This is a genomic window from Mesorhizobium sp. M0772, assembly GCF_040320135.1.
Classification (GTDB): domain Bacteria; phylum Pseudomonadota; class Alphaproteobacteria; order Rhizobiales; family Rhizobiaceae; genus Mesorhizobium.
This window is the reverse complement of the sequence record NZ_JAMYPB010000045.1, coordinates 39,226-53,682: the sequence shown is the minus strand read 5'-3', so window position 1 is coordinate 53,682 and position 14,457 is coordinate 39,226. Positions and strand designations below refer to the sequence as shown.

15 protein-coding genes are annotated in these 14,457 nt (G+C 62.4%); 8 read left to right on the top strand and 7 right to left on the bottom strand.

The annotated features are described in order from the left end of the window. Positions 1-119: 119 nt before the first annotated feature. Together NKI06_RS24350 and NKI06_RS24345 are read right to left on the bottom strand one after the other, a co-directional pair. Positions 120-1,463, bottom strand: a complete 1,344-nt coding sequence (locus tag NKI06_RS24350; protein ID WP_352987459.1) for an ATP-binding response regulator — start codon at positions 1,461-1,463, stop codon at positions 120-122. Between the two features lie 3 nt (positions 1,464-1,466). Beyond that, positions 1,467-2,603, bottom strand: coding sequence for an FIST N-terminal domain-containing protein (locus tag NKI06_RS24345; protein ID WP_352987458.1), 1,137 nt, complete (start codon positions 2,601-2,603; stop codon positions 1,467-1,469). A 295-nt stretch (positions 2,604-2,898) separates the two neighbouring features. On the opposite strand from NKI06_RS24345, the gene NKI06_RS24340 reads away from it, so the two are divergent. The 4 genes from NKI06_RS24340 (at position 2,899) to NKI06_RS24325 (ending at position 8,072) form a co-directional block, all read left to right on the top strand. Next, complete coding sequence (locus tag NKI06_RS24340) at positions 2,899-3,399, top strand: (2Fe-2S)-binding protein (protein WP_352536952.1); 501 nt, start codon at positions 2,899-2,901, stop codon at positions 3,397-3,399. A 113-nt stretch (positions 3,400-3,512) separates the two neighbouring features. After that, entirely contained in the window at positions 3,513-5,858 is a 2,346-nt protein-coding gene (locus NKI06_RS24335) for a xanthine dehydrogenase family protein molybdopterin-binding subunit (protein WP_352987457.1), read from the top strand. Positions 5,859-5,963: 105 nt separating this feature from the next. Then, complete coding sequence (locus NKI06_RS24330; protein ID WP_023672622.1) at positions 5,964-6,761, top strand: FAD binding domain-containing protein; 798 nt, start codon at positions 5,964-5,966, stop codon at positions 6,759-6,761. Between the two features lie 288 nt (positions 6,762-7,049). Continuing rightward, on the top strand, positions 7,050-8,072 hold the full coding sequence (locus tag NKI06_RS24325; protein WP_023739055.1) for an acyltransferase family protein: 1,023 nt from the start codon (positions 7,050-7,052) through the stop codon (positions 8,070-8,072). A gap of 66 nt (positions 8,073-8,138) precedes the next feature. Here the strand turns inward: NKI06_RS24325 and NKI06_RS24320 are convergent, their stop codons facing one another. The 5 genes from NKI06_RS24320 to NKI06_RS24300 all read right to left on the bottom strand — a co-directional run bounded on the left by NKI06_RS24320 (position 8,139) and on the right by NKI06_RS24300 (position 11,071). After that, a complete protein-coding gene (locus NKI06_RS24320) occupies positions 8,139-8,645 on the bottom strand; it encodes a GNAT family N-acetyltransferase (protein ID WP_352520568.1) in 507 nt (168 codons plus the stop codon). Further along, positions 8,645-9,415: a copper homeostasis protein CutC gene (locus tag NKI06_RS24315; RefSeq protein WP_502900615.1), complete on the bottom strand. Its 771-nt coding sequence runs from the start codon at positions 9,413-9,415 to the stop codon at positions 8,645-8,647. The genes NKI06_RS24320 and NKI06_RS24315 overlap by 1 nt, the downstream gene beginning before the upstream one ends. 99 nt (positions 9,416-9,514) lie before the next feature. Next, positions 9,515-9,946, bottom strand: a complete 432-nt coding sequence (locus NKI06_RS24310; protein ID WP_023681708.1) for a cupin domain-containing protein — start codon at positions 9,944-9,946, stop codon at positions 9,515-9,517. 77 nt (positions 9,947-10,023) lie between these two features. Next, a complete protein-coding gene (locus NKI06_RS24305; protein ID WP_023739051.1) occupies positions 10,024-10,410 on the bottom strand; it encodes a hypothetical protein in 387 nt (128 codons plus the stop codon). 64 nt (positions 10,411-10,474) lie between these two features. Continuing rightward, entirely contained in the window at positions 10,475-11,071 is a 597-nt protein-coding gene (locus NKI06_RS24300) for an alpha-ketoglutarate-dependent dioxygenase AlkB (protein WP_352889001.1), read from the bottom strand. A 95-nt stretch (positions 11,072-11,166) separates the two neighbouring features. Between NKI06_RS24300 and NKI06_RS24295 the strand changes: the two genes are divergently transcribed. The 4 genes from NKI06_RS24295 (at position 11,167) to NKI06_RS24280 (ending at position 14,427) form a co-directional block, all read left to right on the top strand. Beyond that, on the top strand, positions 11,167-11,448 hold the full coding sequence (locus NKI06_RS24295; protein WP_352889003.1) for a KTSC domain-containing protein: 282 nt from the start codon (positions 11,167-11,169) through the stop codon (positions 11,446-11,448). 136 nt (positions 11,449-11,584) lie between these two features. Then, positions 11,585-11,965: a hypothetical protein gene (locus NKI06_RS24290; protein ID WP_352987455.1), complete on the top strand. Its 381-nt coding sequence runs from the start codon at positions 11,585-11,587 to the stop codon at positions 11,963-11,965. A gap of 413 nt (positions 11,966-12,378) precedes the next feature. Continuing rightward, positions 12,379-13,206: a phosphogluconate dehydrogenase C-terminal domain-containing protein gene (locus NKI06_RS24285; protein ID WP_023688186.1), complete on the top strand. Its 828-nt coding sequence runs from the start codon at positions 12,379-12,381 to the stop codon at positions 13,204-13,206. A 279-nt stretch (positions 13,207-13,485) separates the two neighbouring features. Then, positions 13,486-14,427, top strand: a complete 942-nt coding sequence (locus tag NKI06_RS24280; protein WP_023681704.1) for a D-ribose ABC transporter substrate-binding protein — start codon at positions 13,486-13,488, stop codon at positions 14,425-14,427. The last annotated feature ends 30 nt before the right edge of the window (positions 14,428-14,457 follow it).

Sequence of the window (14,457 nt, the reverse complement as noted above, 5' to 3'; positions counted from 1 at the left end):
CCCCTCCTGTGGGGGGGGGGCGTGTCGCCCGCCGGCGGGGGGGGGGGGGCCTCGGTTGGGGCGGCCCCCCGCCCCGGCGCGGCGCGCCGACCCTCCCCATCGAGGGGAGGGTATGGGGCTCAAGCCAGCAGATGCGCCAGCAACGCCCTTAGTTGCGCTGGTTTCAGCGGCTTGCGCATCAGCTCGATGCCGGCGGCGCGGGCTGCTTTGGCGACGGCCTCCGATCCGTCGGCGGTGACAATCAACGCCGGCACGGCGCGGCCGAGATAATCGCGGACTTCGGCGATGGTGGCGGTGCCGAGGTCGCCGTCATCGAGATGCTGGTCGGCAATGACGATGTCGGGCACCCAGTCGGTGTCGCCAAGCAGGCTGACCGCAGCCTCGGTCGAGGTCGCGGCGCGCACCAGGCACTGCCAGCGCTCGAGCAGGAAGGTCATCGCCTGCAACACGTCGGCGTCGTTTTCGACCAGCAGCACCTTGGTGCCGAACAGACCGTAGCCGCGCGGACGCTCCATCTCGGCAAGGCTGGCGATGGCGTCGGCGCTGGCGCCGATGCCGACCGGCACGTCGATGTGGAAGATGGTGCCGCGCCCTACCTTCGAGGAGAACGTCACGGGATGGCCGAGCGCGGCGGCCATGCGCCGCACGATGGCAAGGCCCAGCCCCAGCCCGCCGCCGGAAATTCCGGTATCGGCCGGAATGGCGGAGCCGCGATGGAATTCCTCGAACACCGCCTCGCGCTGGTCGTCGGGAATGCCGCAGCCGGTGTCGGCGACATCGATGCGGATGGTGTCGCCGCGATGCCTGGTGCCGACCAGCACGCCGCCCGAGCGGGTATAGCGCAGCGCATTGGACAGGATGTTCTGCAGGATGCGGCGCAAAAGCGTGCGGTCCGAACGCACCACGGCGCTGACCGGGCGGAATTTCAGTGTCAGCCCCTTCAGCTTGGCAACCGGCTTGAAATCCGAGCGCAGCGACGAAAACAGCGTCTCCAGATTGACGTCGCCAATGTCGGGCTGGACCACGCCGGCGTCGAGCTTGGAAATGTCGAGCAGCGTGCGCAACAGGTCTTCCATCGTCTCCAGCGAGCGCTCGACCTGACGGACGAGTTTCTTGCCCTCGTCGCTGGTCTGCACTTCGGCCAGTGCCGAGACCGAGAGGTGGGCGGCGTTCAGCGGCTGCAGCACGTCATGGCTGGCGGCGGCCAGGAACCTGGTCTTGGACAGGTTTGCCAGCTCGGCGTTTTCCTTGGCGGCGCTGAGGTCGATGTTCGACTGTTCGAGCCGGCGCAAGGTCGAGTGCAGTTCCTCGGTGCGGATGCGCACCCGGTTTTCAAGTGAAATCGCGGTCTGGAACAGCGAGAAGGCATTGCCTTGCTGGTCCATCGAGCGCTCGACGCGGCTGACCAGAGCGGCGTTGATCTTCTTCAGCCTGTCGACGTCGTCGATGTCCCTGAGCGGCATGGGCTATTCCGCCGCCTGGCGTTCGCCGAAGGCGATGCCGGTGAAGGTTTGGTTCAGATGCATCGAGCGGTACTGTTCGCCATAGGTGCCGAAGCCGATGACATTGTTGACCCGGTAGAGCTCCGAAATGTCGCGGAACACCTGGCGGTTGCGCGCATCGAGCCGGCGCAGCACGCAATCGAAGCCGAGGATCATGTCGATGCCGCCGAGCCGTTGCTCGACGTCGCGCAGTGCGGCGCGCGTGGATTCCACCATGTCCTTGGGCTGGGCGATGGACAGCACGACGCCGTCGTCTATGGCGCAGAAGAATGACAGCGAGCCGTCGGGATGCATCTTCTGGATCGAGCGGCAGTAAAATTCGCCACCCACTTTCACCACCACCGGGTGCGAAGCGAAGCTCATCGGCGTCAGGTTCTGCGCAACGATGCCGACCGAGGCTGCATATTCCTCAGCCGCGTTGGTGGCGTTGAATTCGCGCACGGTGCGGTGGTCCGGATCGGATGACGTCACCACCAGCTTCTCGTCGGTTGGGATGAAATTGTCGGTCTTGAAGACATGGAACGGGATCTCGGTTGATATCAGCACAATGATGGCGCTGTCGGACGCAACCTTGCCGTTCGAAATCAGCCTGGTGGTTTCGAATTTCAAATCGTCGCCCGCCGAACCGCCGATCAGCGGGATGTCGTCCAGCCCCCAATGGATGGCCGAGGTTACAGCTTCCTCGGCAAAGGACAGGCCGTCGATGAAGCAGAGCGCGAAGGTGCTTTTGGCATGGCAACTGCCGGTGCGTCCGCGCAGCAACCGCCGCAAGCCCTCGACTTCATCAGTGATCCTGTCCATTCCCGACGAGGAGAGATTGTCGACCATGGTGCTGACCGCCGAAAACGACGCGGAGGGAAAGAGCAGCGCCAGCACATGGCCTTCCTCCAGGCCCTGGGGGGTGATCTCGCCGGCGGTCGAGCAAGCGGCGTAGGCCAGCGTCGGCGCGTGGGTCTTCAGCCCTTGCGAAAGGACGCTCGCGTCAAACAAGCTCTGGGAGAAGAACAGCAGGGCAAAGCCGGCATCGATGGCTGCGGCCTCGACGGCGACCGCCAGGGCGAATGCATCGGCGTCGGGCTCGTCGGTGGTGAGCGCCGACAAACCGGATGCATAGCTCGTCCGTGAACTGGCCAGAGGCTTCCTCCCGATATCCTCCGACGCTTCCTGCGCGCGCCCGTTTTATGTCTCTCGGCGCGCTGGCGTCGAGGGCATTGTTGCCCCCTATTCGCTCTTTGGCAATGGGGCGGACAGGCCCGTGATTTTCGTTTCTCCATGACCGAAAGTACAATGAGCGCCGTGTGTTTTTTGCGCTTTGTGCAGTGTACCAATAGCGCATGGCCGAGCGCCAAAGCCGCATCGGCAGCATGACTACCAAGGTCATACCCAGGGAGGATGCATGTCGGACGTTTCGTTTGTCGTGAACGGAAAACGGATCAGCGGCGCTGCCGAGGACCGAACGCTTCTGGTTCATTTCCTGCGCGAAAATCTTGGTCTCACCGGAACGCATGTCGGTTGTGACACCTCTCAATGCGGCGCCTGCGTCGTGCATGTCGACGGCAGGGCAGTGAAGTCCTGTTCGATGCTGGCCGTGCAGGCCTCCGGGTCGACCGTGGTGACGATCGAGGGGCTTGCCAATGGCGGCGACCTGCATCCGATGCAGGCCGCGTTCAAGGAACATCATGGGCTGCAATGCGGCTTCTGCACGCCGGGCATGATCATGACCGCGACCGACATGGTCGCGCGCCATCCCGAAGGCCTCGACGAGGCGACGGTGCGCGCCGAGCTCGAAGGCAACATCTGCCGCTGCACCGGCTACCACAACATCGTCAAGGCGATCCTCGCCGCATCGCAGACGATGGCGAAGGTGCCGAAGGGCAGGGCGAAACAGGCAGCTTAGGGGATAGGTGGTAGGTAATAGGGAGTAGGGCAAAACGGCGATACGACACCGCGTGCTCTTTCCCTACTGCCTAACTCCCTACTGCTATTCCCTTAAATTCCGGAGGAATTCCTATGGGCATTGAAGGTATCGGCGCTCGGGTCGTGCGCAAGGAAGACAAACGCTTCATCACCGGCGCCGGCCGCTTTGTCGAGGACATGGTGGTTCCCGGCATGAAGCATGCCGCTTTCGTGCGCAGCCCGCACGCGCATGCTCAGATCAAGAAGATCGACGTCAGACGAGCGCAGGCGATGCCCGGCGTCATCGGCGTCTTGACCGGCAAGGAGCTCAAGGCCGACGGCATCGGCAACCTGATCTGCGGCTGGATGATCCATTCCAAGGACGGCTCGCCGATGAAGATGGGCGCGTGGTCGCCGCTGGCGGTCGACAAGGTGCGCTATGTCGGCGATGCGGTCGTCATCGTGGTGGCGGAAACCAAGGGCCAGGCCCGCGACGCGGCCGAAGCGGTCGAGATCACCTACAAGGAATTGAAGGCGGTGGTCGATGCCACCAAGGCGCTGCAAAAAGGTGCGCCGCAGGTCCATGCCGAAGCCGAGGACAATCTTATCTTCGACTGGGAGATCGGCGATGCCAAGGCGACCGACGCGGCGATCCAGGCGGCGGCCCATGTCACCCGCATGAAGATCGTCAACAACCGGCTGGTTCCCAACGCCATGGAGCCGCGCGCGGCCCTTGGCCATTACGACAAGGCCGAGGACCATTTTACCTGCTGGACGACGTCGCAGAACCCGCATGTCGCGCGGCTGGTGATGAGCGCCTTCTACAATGTCGCACCGGAAAACAAACTGCGCGTCATTGCGCCCGATGTCGGCGGCGGCTTCGGCTCGAAGATCTACATCTATCCCGAAGAGATCGTCTGCCTTTGGGCGTCGAAGAAGACCGGCGTGCCGGTCAAATGGGTCGCCGACCGCACCGAAAGCTTCCTCACCGACGCACATGGCCGCGACCATGTCTCGACGGTCGAAATGGCGTTCGACAAGAACAACAAGATCACCGGCTTCAAAGTCGACACCATCGCCAATCTCGGCGCCTACATGTCGCTGTTCTCGTCTTGCGTGCCGACCTATCTCTACGCGACGCTGCTGTCGGGCCAGTACAACATCCCGACGATCCACGCCAATGTGCGCACCGTCTACACCAACACGGCACCCGTCGATGCCTATCGCGGGGCAGGGCGGCCGGAAGCCACGTATCTGCTCGAACGGACAATGGAGACCGCCGCGCGTGAACTTGGGGTCTCTCCGGCGGAGTTGCGGCGCATCAATTTCATCACCGAGTTTCCGCACCAGACGCCGGTCATCATGAACTATGACGCCGGCGACTATGGAGCTTCACTCGATGCGGCGACACAGGCGTCCGACTATGCCGGCTTTGCCAAGCGCAAAGCGGCGGCCGCCAGCCAGGGCAGACTGCGCGGCATCGGCATGAGCTGCTATATCGAGGCCTGCGGCATCGCGCCGTCGGCGGCGGTCGGTTCGCTCGGCGCCGGCGTCGGTCTGTGGGAATCGGCCGAGGTGCGGGTCAATGCCGTCGGCACGATCGAGGTGCTGACCGGCTCGCACAGCCATGGCCAGGGCCATGAGACGACCTTCGCGCAACTCGTCAACCAGCGTTTTGGCGTGCCACTGGACTCGGTCTCGATCGTCCATGGAGATACCGACAAGGTGCAGATGGGTATGGGCACCTACGGCTCGCGCTCGGGCGCGGTCGGCATGTCGGCAATTGCCAAGGCGCTCGACAAGGTCGAGGCCAAGGCCAAGAAAATCGCCGCCCATCTGCTCGAGGCCGACGAGGGCGACATCGTCATCGAGAATGGCGAGGTCAAGGTTGCCGGCACCGACAAGAGCCTGCCCTGGTTCCAGGTGGCGCTTGCCGCCTACACCGCTCACAATCTGCCGGCAGGCATGGAGCCGGGACTGAAGGAAACCGCCTTCTACGATCCGGCGAACTTTACTTTCCCGGCGGGCTGCTACATCTGCGAGGTCGAGATCGATCCGGAAACCGGCACGACCGAGATCGTCCAGTTCGTTGCGGCGGACGATTTCGGCAACATCATCAACCCGATGATCGTCGAGGGCCAGGTGCATGGCGGCATCGCCCAGGGCATCGGCCAGGCGCTGCTGGAAGGCGCTCACTATGACGATAGCGGGCAGCTTTTGACGGCGAGCTACATGGACTACACCATGCCCCGCGCGGACGACCTGCCGTCATTCAAGGTGTCGACCTCGAACACGCCGTGTCCGAGCAATCCGCTTGGCATCAAGGGCTGTGGCGAGGCCGGCGCCATCGGCTCGCCGCCGGCGGTCATCAACGCCATCACCGACGCTTTGGGGATTGTGGACATCGCCATGCCGGCCTCGCCGTCGACGGTGTGGGCGGCGATTAGGGCGAAGAAATGAGTGAGTAGGGAGTAGTGAGTAGGGAATGGGCATTACCGGAGATGACAGCGTCCCTATTCCCTACTCCCTACTCACTACTGCCTAACCACTTCAGGGGAGGATCCCATGTACGCAGTCAACTACCACCGCGCCGCCTCGGTCGCCGACGCCGCCAAGCTGGTGAAGAGCGGCGACGCCAGGCTTTTGTCAGGCGGCATGACGCTGATCCCGGCGATGAAGACGCGGCTCGCCGCACCCTCCGACCTGATCGACCTGTCGCGGATCAAGGAACTGCAAGGCGTCAAGGTGTCGGGCAAGACCGTCACCATCGGCGCCGCCACAACCCATTACGACGTCGCCAATGACGAGAAGCTGCGGAAGGCCTGTCCGGCGCTTGCGCACCTTGCGTCGCTGATTGGCGATCCGGCGGTGCGCCACAAGGGCACGATCGGCGGCTCGGTCGCCAACAACGACCCAGCCGCCGATTATCCGGCGGCGCTCTTGGCGCTGGGCGCCACCATCGTCACCAACAAGCGCGAGATTTCAGCCGCGAAATTCTTCACCGGCCTGTTCGAAACGGCGCTGAAAGAAGGCGAGATCATCACCGCGGTGAGTTTTACCGCGCCGGCCAAGGCTGCTTACGAAAAATTCCGCAACCCGGCCTCGCGCTATGCGATCGTCGGCGTGTTCGTGGCCAAGGGCAAGGACGGGGTCAGCGTTGCCGTTACCGGTGCCGGCGATGACGGCGTGTTCCGCTCGAAGGAGATCGAAGCCGCACTGGCGAAAAATTTTGCCGCATCGGCGCTCGACGGCGTGAAAGTGCCGGCGAAGAATTTGATGACCGACCTCCACGCTTCGGCCGAATACCGTGCCAATTTGATCGCCGTGATGGCCAAGCGCGCGGTGGCGGCAGCCAACGCCTGACATCATAAAGCTACTGACAAGGAAAGGGGCCATCGCGGCCCCTTTGTTCGTCTGCGGCGGGCTGTAACTGCCCAGTCCTTGCGGGTTCGCTGCCACGCGCAAATCCGTTGTTTCAGGTAATTCCCGTGCAAGAACAGGCGCATACTTCCCAAGGGACTGCCCAGCCCCATTCTCGCACTTGCACAATCTGATATTGCACTGCAATATGTATAGCTTGGCGGAACACGGGGTGGATTCTGCGCGCGGCGGTGTGAGCTGCGCCAAGATCTTGCGTCGTAGAGGATCGGCATGGCCGACATCTCCGCAGCGTCTGTTGCCCTGCCGCGGGCCACAGCCGACAAAGCAGCCAGAGCAAGACTGGCCTATCTCGATGGCTGGCGCGGGCTTTCGATCGCACTGGTGCTGATCGGCCATTTCTTCCCCGTTCCCGGGATCAATCTCGGCGTGCTCGGCGTCGAGTTCTTCTTCGTGCTCTCAGGCCGGCTGATGGGCGAGATACTGTTCATCGAACGCTTTCCGCTGAAAAAATTCTTCAAGCGCCGCTTTTCGCGCATCTATCCCGCGCTGCTGGTGTTCGTGACATCAGCCATGATCGGGCTCTCCGGCACCTTTATCGGCTTCAAATGGAAGGCGGCGCTGACGGCGCTGACATTCACCTACAACTATGCCGGAATTCTCATCACCCGCGCCGGCGCGCTCGACCACATCTGGTCGCTATGCGTGGAAGAGCATGCCTACATCATCCTGGCGCTGATCAGCGTGGTGGTGACCGGGCGGGGTAATGTCGTTCGGCTGCTGGTGACGCTGTCGCTGCTGGCGATGGCCAATGGCGCCATTTCGTACTGGGCACTCGGCATGGATTACGAGCACAGCTATTGGCGCACCGATGTGCATATCGCCTCGATCCTGCTGTCGGCATCGATCTGCCTGCTCAAGCACGATGACCGGCTGCCGGCATTCCTGAAGAGCCCCTATGTCAGCCTCGTGTCGGCGGCGGCGGCTATATTGCTGTTCCTCGATCCGGTCCCGACGCCGATCCATTACCTACTGGCGGTGCCGTTGCTGGCGCTTGCCGTCAATACGCTGGACACCAGCAGCCGGCACCTGACCGGCCTGCTATCGTCCAGGCCGATGGTGATGATCGGGCTGTGGTCATACTCGCTCTATCTCTGGCAACAGCCCTTCTACAAATTCGTCGCCGAGCAGGGCAGTGCGCCGATCCCGATGCTGGCGGCTGTCTTCGCCTGTGCACTATGCAGCTACTATCTGGTCGAGAAGCCCGCGCGGGCCTGGCTGAACCGGAATTGGTGAGGGCTACGGACTCCTAATCTTATGCCGCCGTGGCGATCTGCTTGCCGATCATCAGCCAGCGACCCATCAGCCGGCGATCTCCTTGAGGTAGTAGCGCACCGCCTTCTTGCCGCCATGGATCACCGCGTCACCGACCTCGGCAAAGCCAAGCGCCGCATGGAAGGCGTCCGAAGCGGGATTGGGCGGTTCGGCATTCACCTCGCAGGTGACGATGCTGTGGCCCGCGCGGGCGACTTCCCCGAACAGATCCTCGTAGAGCCGGCGGGCATGGCCGCGGCCGCGTGCTTGCGCCGCGACGACGACACGGTCGACATAGACGAAACGTGGATAGCGCTCGCGGAACCAGAGGAAATTCGGGCTGTCGTAGGCCGCATTCTGGTCGAAGGTCATGATGAAGGCTTCGAGCGCGCCGATGCGCCTGACGTAAAACGCTTCGCCAAGCAGGAAAGACAGCCGTTCGGGCTCGAGCCATGACAGTTCGGCGGCGTGCTCATTGTTGAGTGCGAGGATGGCCGCTTCGTCCTGAGGCGAGACACGGCTGATCGGCGACGGCCCAGTCACGGCTTCGCTCATCATGCTCTGGCCGCCGCAATCGTCGCGGCAACCAGCGCCCCATCGGTGACTGTGGTGCGGTATTCGCGGTCCAGATCGCCGCCGCCCATGCCGACTTGCGGGTTGCGGTAGGCCATGGCGCTCGGTACGTCCTTGAGCGCGGCGAAATGCAGTTCCGTCAGCCCGGTTGATGCCAGCACCCCGGCGATGTTTTCGGGGTCCAGCGCGCCGCAGCCGAGGATGATGATGCGGCCGTCGGCCTGGCGGACGAGATCCGCCAACAGGCCGGCGCCTTCCACCGCGGTTTCCCTCTGGCCGCTGGTCAGCACGCGGCCGACCTTGCAGCGGATCAGCGCTTCCAGCGCCTCGGCCGGGTCGCGCGTCATGTCGAAGGCGCGGTGGCAGGTGACGGCGAGCGGACCGGCGGCATCGACCAGTGCGCCCATGCGGGTTTCATCGATGGTGCCGTCGGCATTGAGGCAACCGACGACGACACCGGCGACGCCGAGGTCACGAAGCGCTGCGACATCGGCGAGCATCGAGCTGTATTCGGCCTCGCTGTAGAGGAAATCGCCGCCGCGCGGCCGCACGATGACATGGAAGGGAATTGTCGCGCTCTCGAGTGCGGCGCGCACCGTGCCGAGGCTGGGCGTGATGCCGCCTTCGACCAGGCTGGCGCAGAGCTCGACCCGGTCGGCGCCGGCGGCCTGCGCAGCCAGCAGTCCATCGATGCCTTCGACGCAGATTTCGATCAGAGGGCGAGCATTTCCGGCCAAGGGGCGATCCTTCATGATTGCATGACGGCCAGCCCTAGCATCGGCTCGGTTGGTGGGGAAGCCGGAACAGCCAGTCGCTGCTTGGGCCAGCCCGGCAACCCGGCCGATCCGCAATTACTGGCGCAGCACCGTGTTCTTGGCGCCTTGTTCGACCTGGTCGATGACCAGCAGCTTGACCGGGCCGTCGCCGATGTTGGTGGCCTGGTGCCACTGGCCGATCATCTCGATGATGAAATCGCCCGTCTTGTAGGTGTTGCTGTTGCCGGTCTCGACATTCGTCACTTTGAGTGTCCCGGCCTCGACATAGGCGTAGCGGGCAAACGGGTGCTTGTGCACCGGCAGAGTGGCACCGACCGCAATGTCATAGGTTGAAACCAGGACCTGGACATTTTTCTGCGGCAGCACGATCGGCTGGCCGGACGCCGTCTGGCTGCGATCGGCAAGCGGTGTGACGACAACCGGCGGGATGGTACTGTCCAGCGCCCGAGCGGGGTTTGCAGATAGCGCTGCCGCGAACAGCAGCATCGATGCCAGGATCTTTCGCATGGTTCCTCCAGGTTTTACCGCCACCGCGCGGCGCGACGCCAAAGTTCTAACTCTCGTCAGTTACTGGAGACACAACGTCATCCGCCGGTGCCGTCGTCCATCATCGTATTCGTGAGCGCTTCATAGATGTTGCTGCATACCTGAGACCGCGGACAGTGTTTTACGATGAATGCCGGCACGACAGTCAGTGCGGCGGCGATCAGGATTTGCAGGAAGAGAGGAGCAGGCTCGAAGCGTTTGCCAAGCAAGGCTCGGCAAGCGAAGTAGAGACTTTGAGCCAGGCACGCCCAGACAAGGACATGCAACAGCGTGCTCGTTGCTCTCGCATAGGGCGTTATGTATCCGTCGGGAAAGCCGACCATGCCAAGGTCGACGAGCCACTGCAGAGCCAGCAGGCAGGACAGGCATGCCCACAGAAAGGGCGCTACGCGGGTAACTAAAATTCTGCTGCGGTCAACGCTCATGTGCAATCGAAGCACAACAGCGCTCGGCCTTCCAGAGCGGCTGCTGCGTGGCTTGGAGTATCGCCTATTTAAGAGTGCGCAGCGTGATGGAATAGCGGTGACCGGCGACCGGCGGAATGCTGTGCTCCCACTCGTGGCGCGCCGGACCGTCCATGAGATAGAGGGACCTCGGTTCGACCTCGATCGTCTCGCGATCCCATTTCGAGCCGTTTTTGCGGCGCAGCCGAAAGCTGCAGGGCGCCAGCAGCGAGACGCCGGCGACGAGATCGAAATGCGGCTTGTCGCGATGCCAACCTATGCCCGCGCCCGGCGGATACTCGTTGATCAGCACCTGCGCGAACTCTGTGGCGGACCGGCCGGCAAAGTCCGCGACCTTGTCGCGGAGCGGCAGCAGGAATTGAGGTATGGGCGGCGCTTCGACGACCTGGCGCCGGTCGTAGTCGTAGCGCAGGCCGAAACCGGCCACTTGCCGGTTGGCAAGATGGCCGTGGAAATCGAAGGGCTTGAAGGACAGTTCATTGAGGTGACGGACCAGTTCCGCCTCTTCATCCGTTGTGATCAGGCCCGGCCGGTAGGAAAATCCTTCCGGCAGCGTGTCGGCCGCGCCGAAGAGATCGCCCTGGCTGGCATACGCTGTTGTGCTGGATTTCGTCTGTGACATCTGACGGAGAGATAGGAAGCCTCGCCGCCCGGGCAAGATTTCGGTGGTGTGGTGCGCCTCCCTCTCGGAACCTCCGCATCGTTGCGGCATTACGCATGTTCGAAGCAGGATTTGGGGCGAAAGATTTGGGGACGAAGCAGGATTTCGACATGCCGTCCACCGCCATCCGCAACACCCATTACGACCCGTCGACGAAAATCCTCTCGGTCTGGTTCGTCCCGAGCGGAGCCCGCTACGACTATGAAGAGGTCGAGCCCGAGACCTATGCGGCGTTCCGGGCCGCCTTCTCGAAAGGGCAATTTTTCAACGAGTTCGTGCGCGACCGCTACCGGTTTCACCTGGTTGAAGAAGGGCGTCCGCGAGCAACCGGGTTCTGAAGGTGCGGTGATCCGTATAAGGTCGCGAACTCCAATTGCTTTTCGAATTGACTTGTTTCAACCTGCTTTGTGGGGACGGACAATGCCGTGGTCGAGATGGCCATAACATTGGGGGAGGCAGCTTTTGAAATGCATATTGATTATACTCGGCGTGGTAGGTGTCCTGTCTTCCGCTGCGTCTGCAAAAGATAATCGACGACACATCGACCCTGCCTATCAAAAAAACATCAACTATCTGGCCGGGCTGTCCGACGCCCAGTTGAAATTGGTCGTAACATGGTCAGCTAACGTCATCGCCGTTACGACGCGATGCCCGGCGCTGCAGCTGACTCCAGACGGAAAATCCAAAATAACGGCGATATACATCTTGTACGATGTGCAAGATAAACACCCGATGCCCAATCCCCCCAAATTCAAGAGAGCCATCAGGTTTTATGAAGGCGCTTTCCGCACGGCGGCGCAACGCACGGACAGCTGTCGGGCGGAGAAAGCCAAGGACCCGGGAAGCTACAAATAATTGTCGGCATGATCGACTAGAAGTGATTTGGCTCGCCGGAACCCCGGCGAAGCGCTCTCTATAGCCCTTCGCCAAATCGCCGCGAGAACTCACGGCCCGAAAACGCGACCGGACCGCGCGGACGCGCTTCGCCTTGCTGGTGGCCCCCCACCGTCACCTCGCGACCGAGCCCCCGCAAAAATGGACCTGGAGGCTTCTAACGCGGGCATCGAACGTCTGGAAAGGCAACGGCGCTCTGGCTTGGTTGAATTCTCGACCGCCACCGCGGAAATCGTGCGGACGGAATCCAAACGGGCGCCCGTATAGCCGCTCATCAAAGCCCTGTTCAACTCCTCAATTCGTGGTAAGGTGATTATACCAGTTAATAACATGACGATCGGCGCGGCCGTCGTTTAATGCGGGAGTAGGGATAGATGACGACGATTGCGCTGTTCGGTGCCGGCGGCAAAATGGGTTACCGCCTGTCGACCAATTTTCGCGGATCGCCCTACACGGTACGCCATGTCGAGGTCAGCGAGGCCGGCCGCGAGCGGCTGAAGACCGGACTGGGCTTCGACGCGGTCAGTGCCGATGCGGCGCTCGACGGGGCGGATATCGTCATCCTGGCCGTTCCCGACACGCATATCGGCAAGGTGGCGGCTGATATCGAGAGCAAGCTCGCGCCTGGCACGATGGTGATAGTGCTCGACGCGGCCGCACCCTTCGCCGGCCATCTGCCCAACCGGCCGGACCTGACCTATTTCGTCACCCATCCCTGTCATCCGCCGATCTTCAACGACGAGACCGACATGGCGGCCAAGAAGGATTATTTTGGCGGCGTCAAGGCCAAGCAGCATATGGTCAGCGCGCTGATGCAGGGGCCGGAAGCGGACTACGCCAAGGGCGAGGCGGTCGCGAAAATCATCTGGGCGCCGGTCATGCGCTCGCACCGTGTCACCGTCGAGCAGATGGCGCTGCTGGAGCCCGGTTTATCGGAGACGGTGTGCGCGTCACTGCTTGTCGTCATGAAGGAAGCCGTCGACGAGGTCGTCGCGCGTGGCGTCGACCAACAGGCGGCGCTCGACTTCCTGCTCGGCCACATGAACGTGCTCGGCGCCGTGATTTTCGGCGAGACCAAGGGCGTATTCTCGGATGCCTGCAACAAGGCGATCGAATTCGGCAAGCCGGTGCTGATGCGCGACGACTGGAAGCGGGTGTTCGAGCCGGAAGAGATCGCCGCGAGCATTCGGCGCATTACCTGAGACAGGCCGAGTCGGGCGCTGGCCGGAGTGCCTCGATGGGGGATGTCACCTCAATTAGTGATTGACTCATCATACCAGTTGGCTTAGCTGTTGTTGACTCGGATTCACAAGGTTTCGCTGGAAGTTCGAGCCTGGACGGGTGGAGGGGCGGGGAGCAACGAAAGTTTGGGAAGCCGGCAACGGCATTCAGCCTGAACCGATCGGCGGCCCGCGTTGCGCGACGAATTCGAATGCAGAGGCCTTGATTGATCAAGGCAATTTTTCAAACGGGAGGACATCATGAAACTCACACGCAGAATGACACTTGCGGCGTTCGCCGGCATGCTGGCGCTTGGCACGGCGGTACCCGCCTATGCAGCCGACCTCATTGCCATCATCACGCCGTCGCACGACAATCCGTTCTTCAAGGCGGAAGCCGTCGGCGCCGAAGCCAAGGCCAAGGAACTCGGCTACGAAGCGCTTGTGCTCGTCCATGACGACGATGCCAACAAGCAGTCCGAATTGATCGACACCGCGATCGGCCGTGGCGCCAAGGCGATCATCCTCGACAATGCCGGCGCCGACGCCACTGTCGCTGCCGTGCAGAAGGCCAAGGACGCGGGCGTGCCGTCGTTTCTGATCGATCGCGAGATCAATGCCACCGGCGTCGCCGTGGCGCAGATCGTCTCCAACAACTACCAGGGCGCCCAGCTCGGTGCGCAGGAATTCGTCAAGCTGATGGGCGAGAAGGGCAATTTCGTCGAGCTGGTCGGCAAGGAATCCGATACCAATGCCGGCATTCGCTCGAAGGGCTATCACGACGTCATCGACGATTATCCGGATCTGAAGATGGTCGCCCAGCAGTCGGCAAACTGGAGCCAGACGGAAGCGTATTCCAAGATGGAATCGATCCTCCAGGCCAACCCGGATATCAAGGGCGTCATTTCCGGCAATGACACCATGGCGATGGGCGCCTATGCGGCGCTGGTCGCGGCAAACCGCAAGGACGTCATCGTCGTCGGCTTCGACGGATCGAACGACGTGCGCGACTCCATCACCGCGGGCGGCATCAAGGCAACCGTCCTGCAGCCGGCCTATGCGCAGGCGCAGATGGCGGTCGAGCAGGCCAACGACTTCATCAAGAACAAGAAGTCGCCGGCCAAGGAAAAGCAGCTGATGGACTGCGTTCTGGTCAATGGTGACAATGCTGCCAAGCTGGAAACGTTTGCGCTGACCAACTGAGCCGGCGTGACATGAACAGCGAGGGGCGAC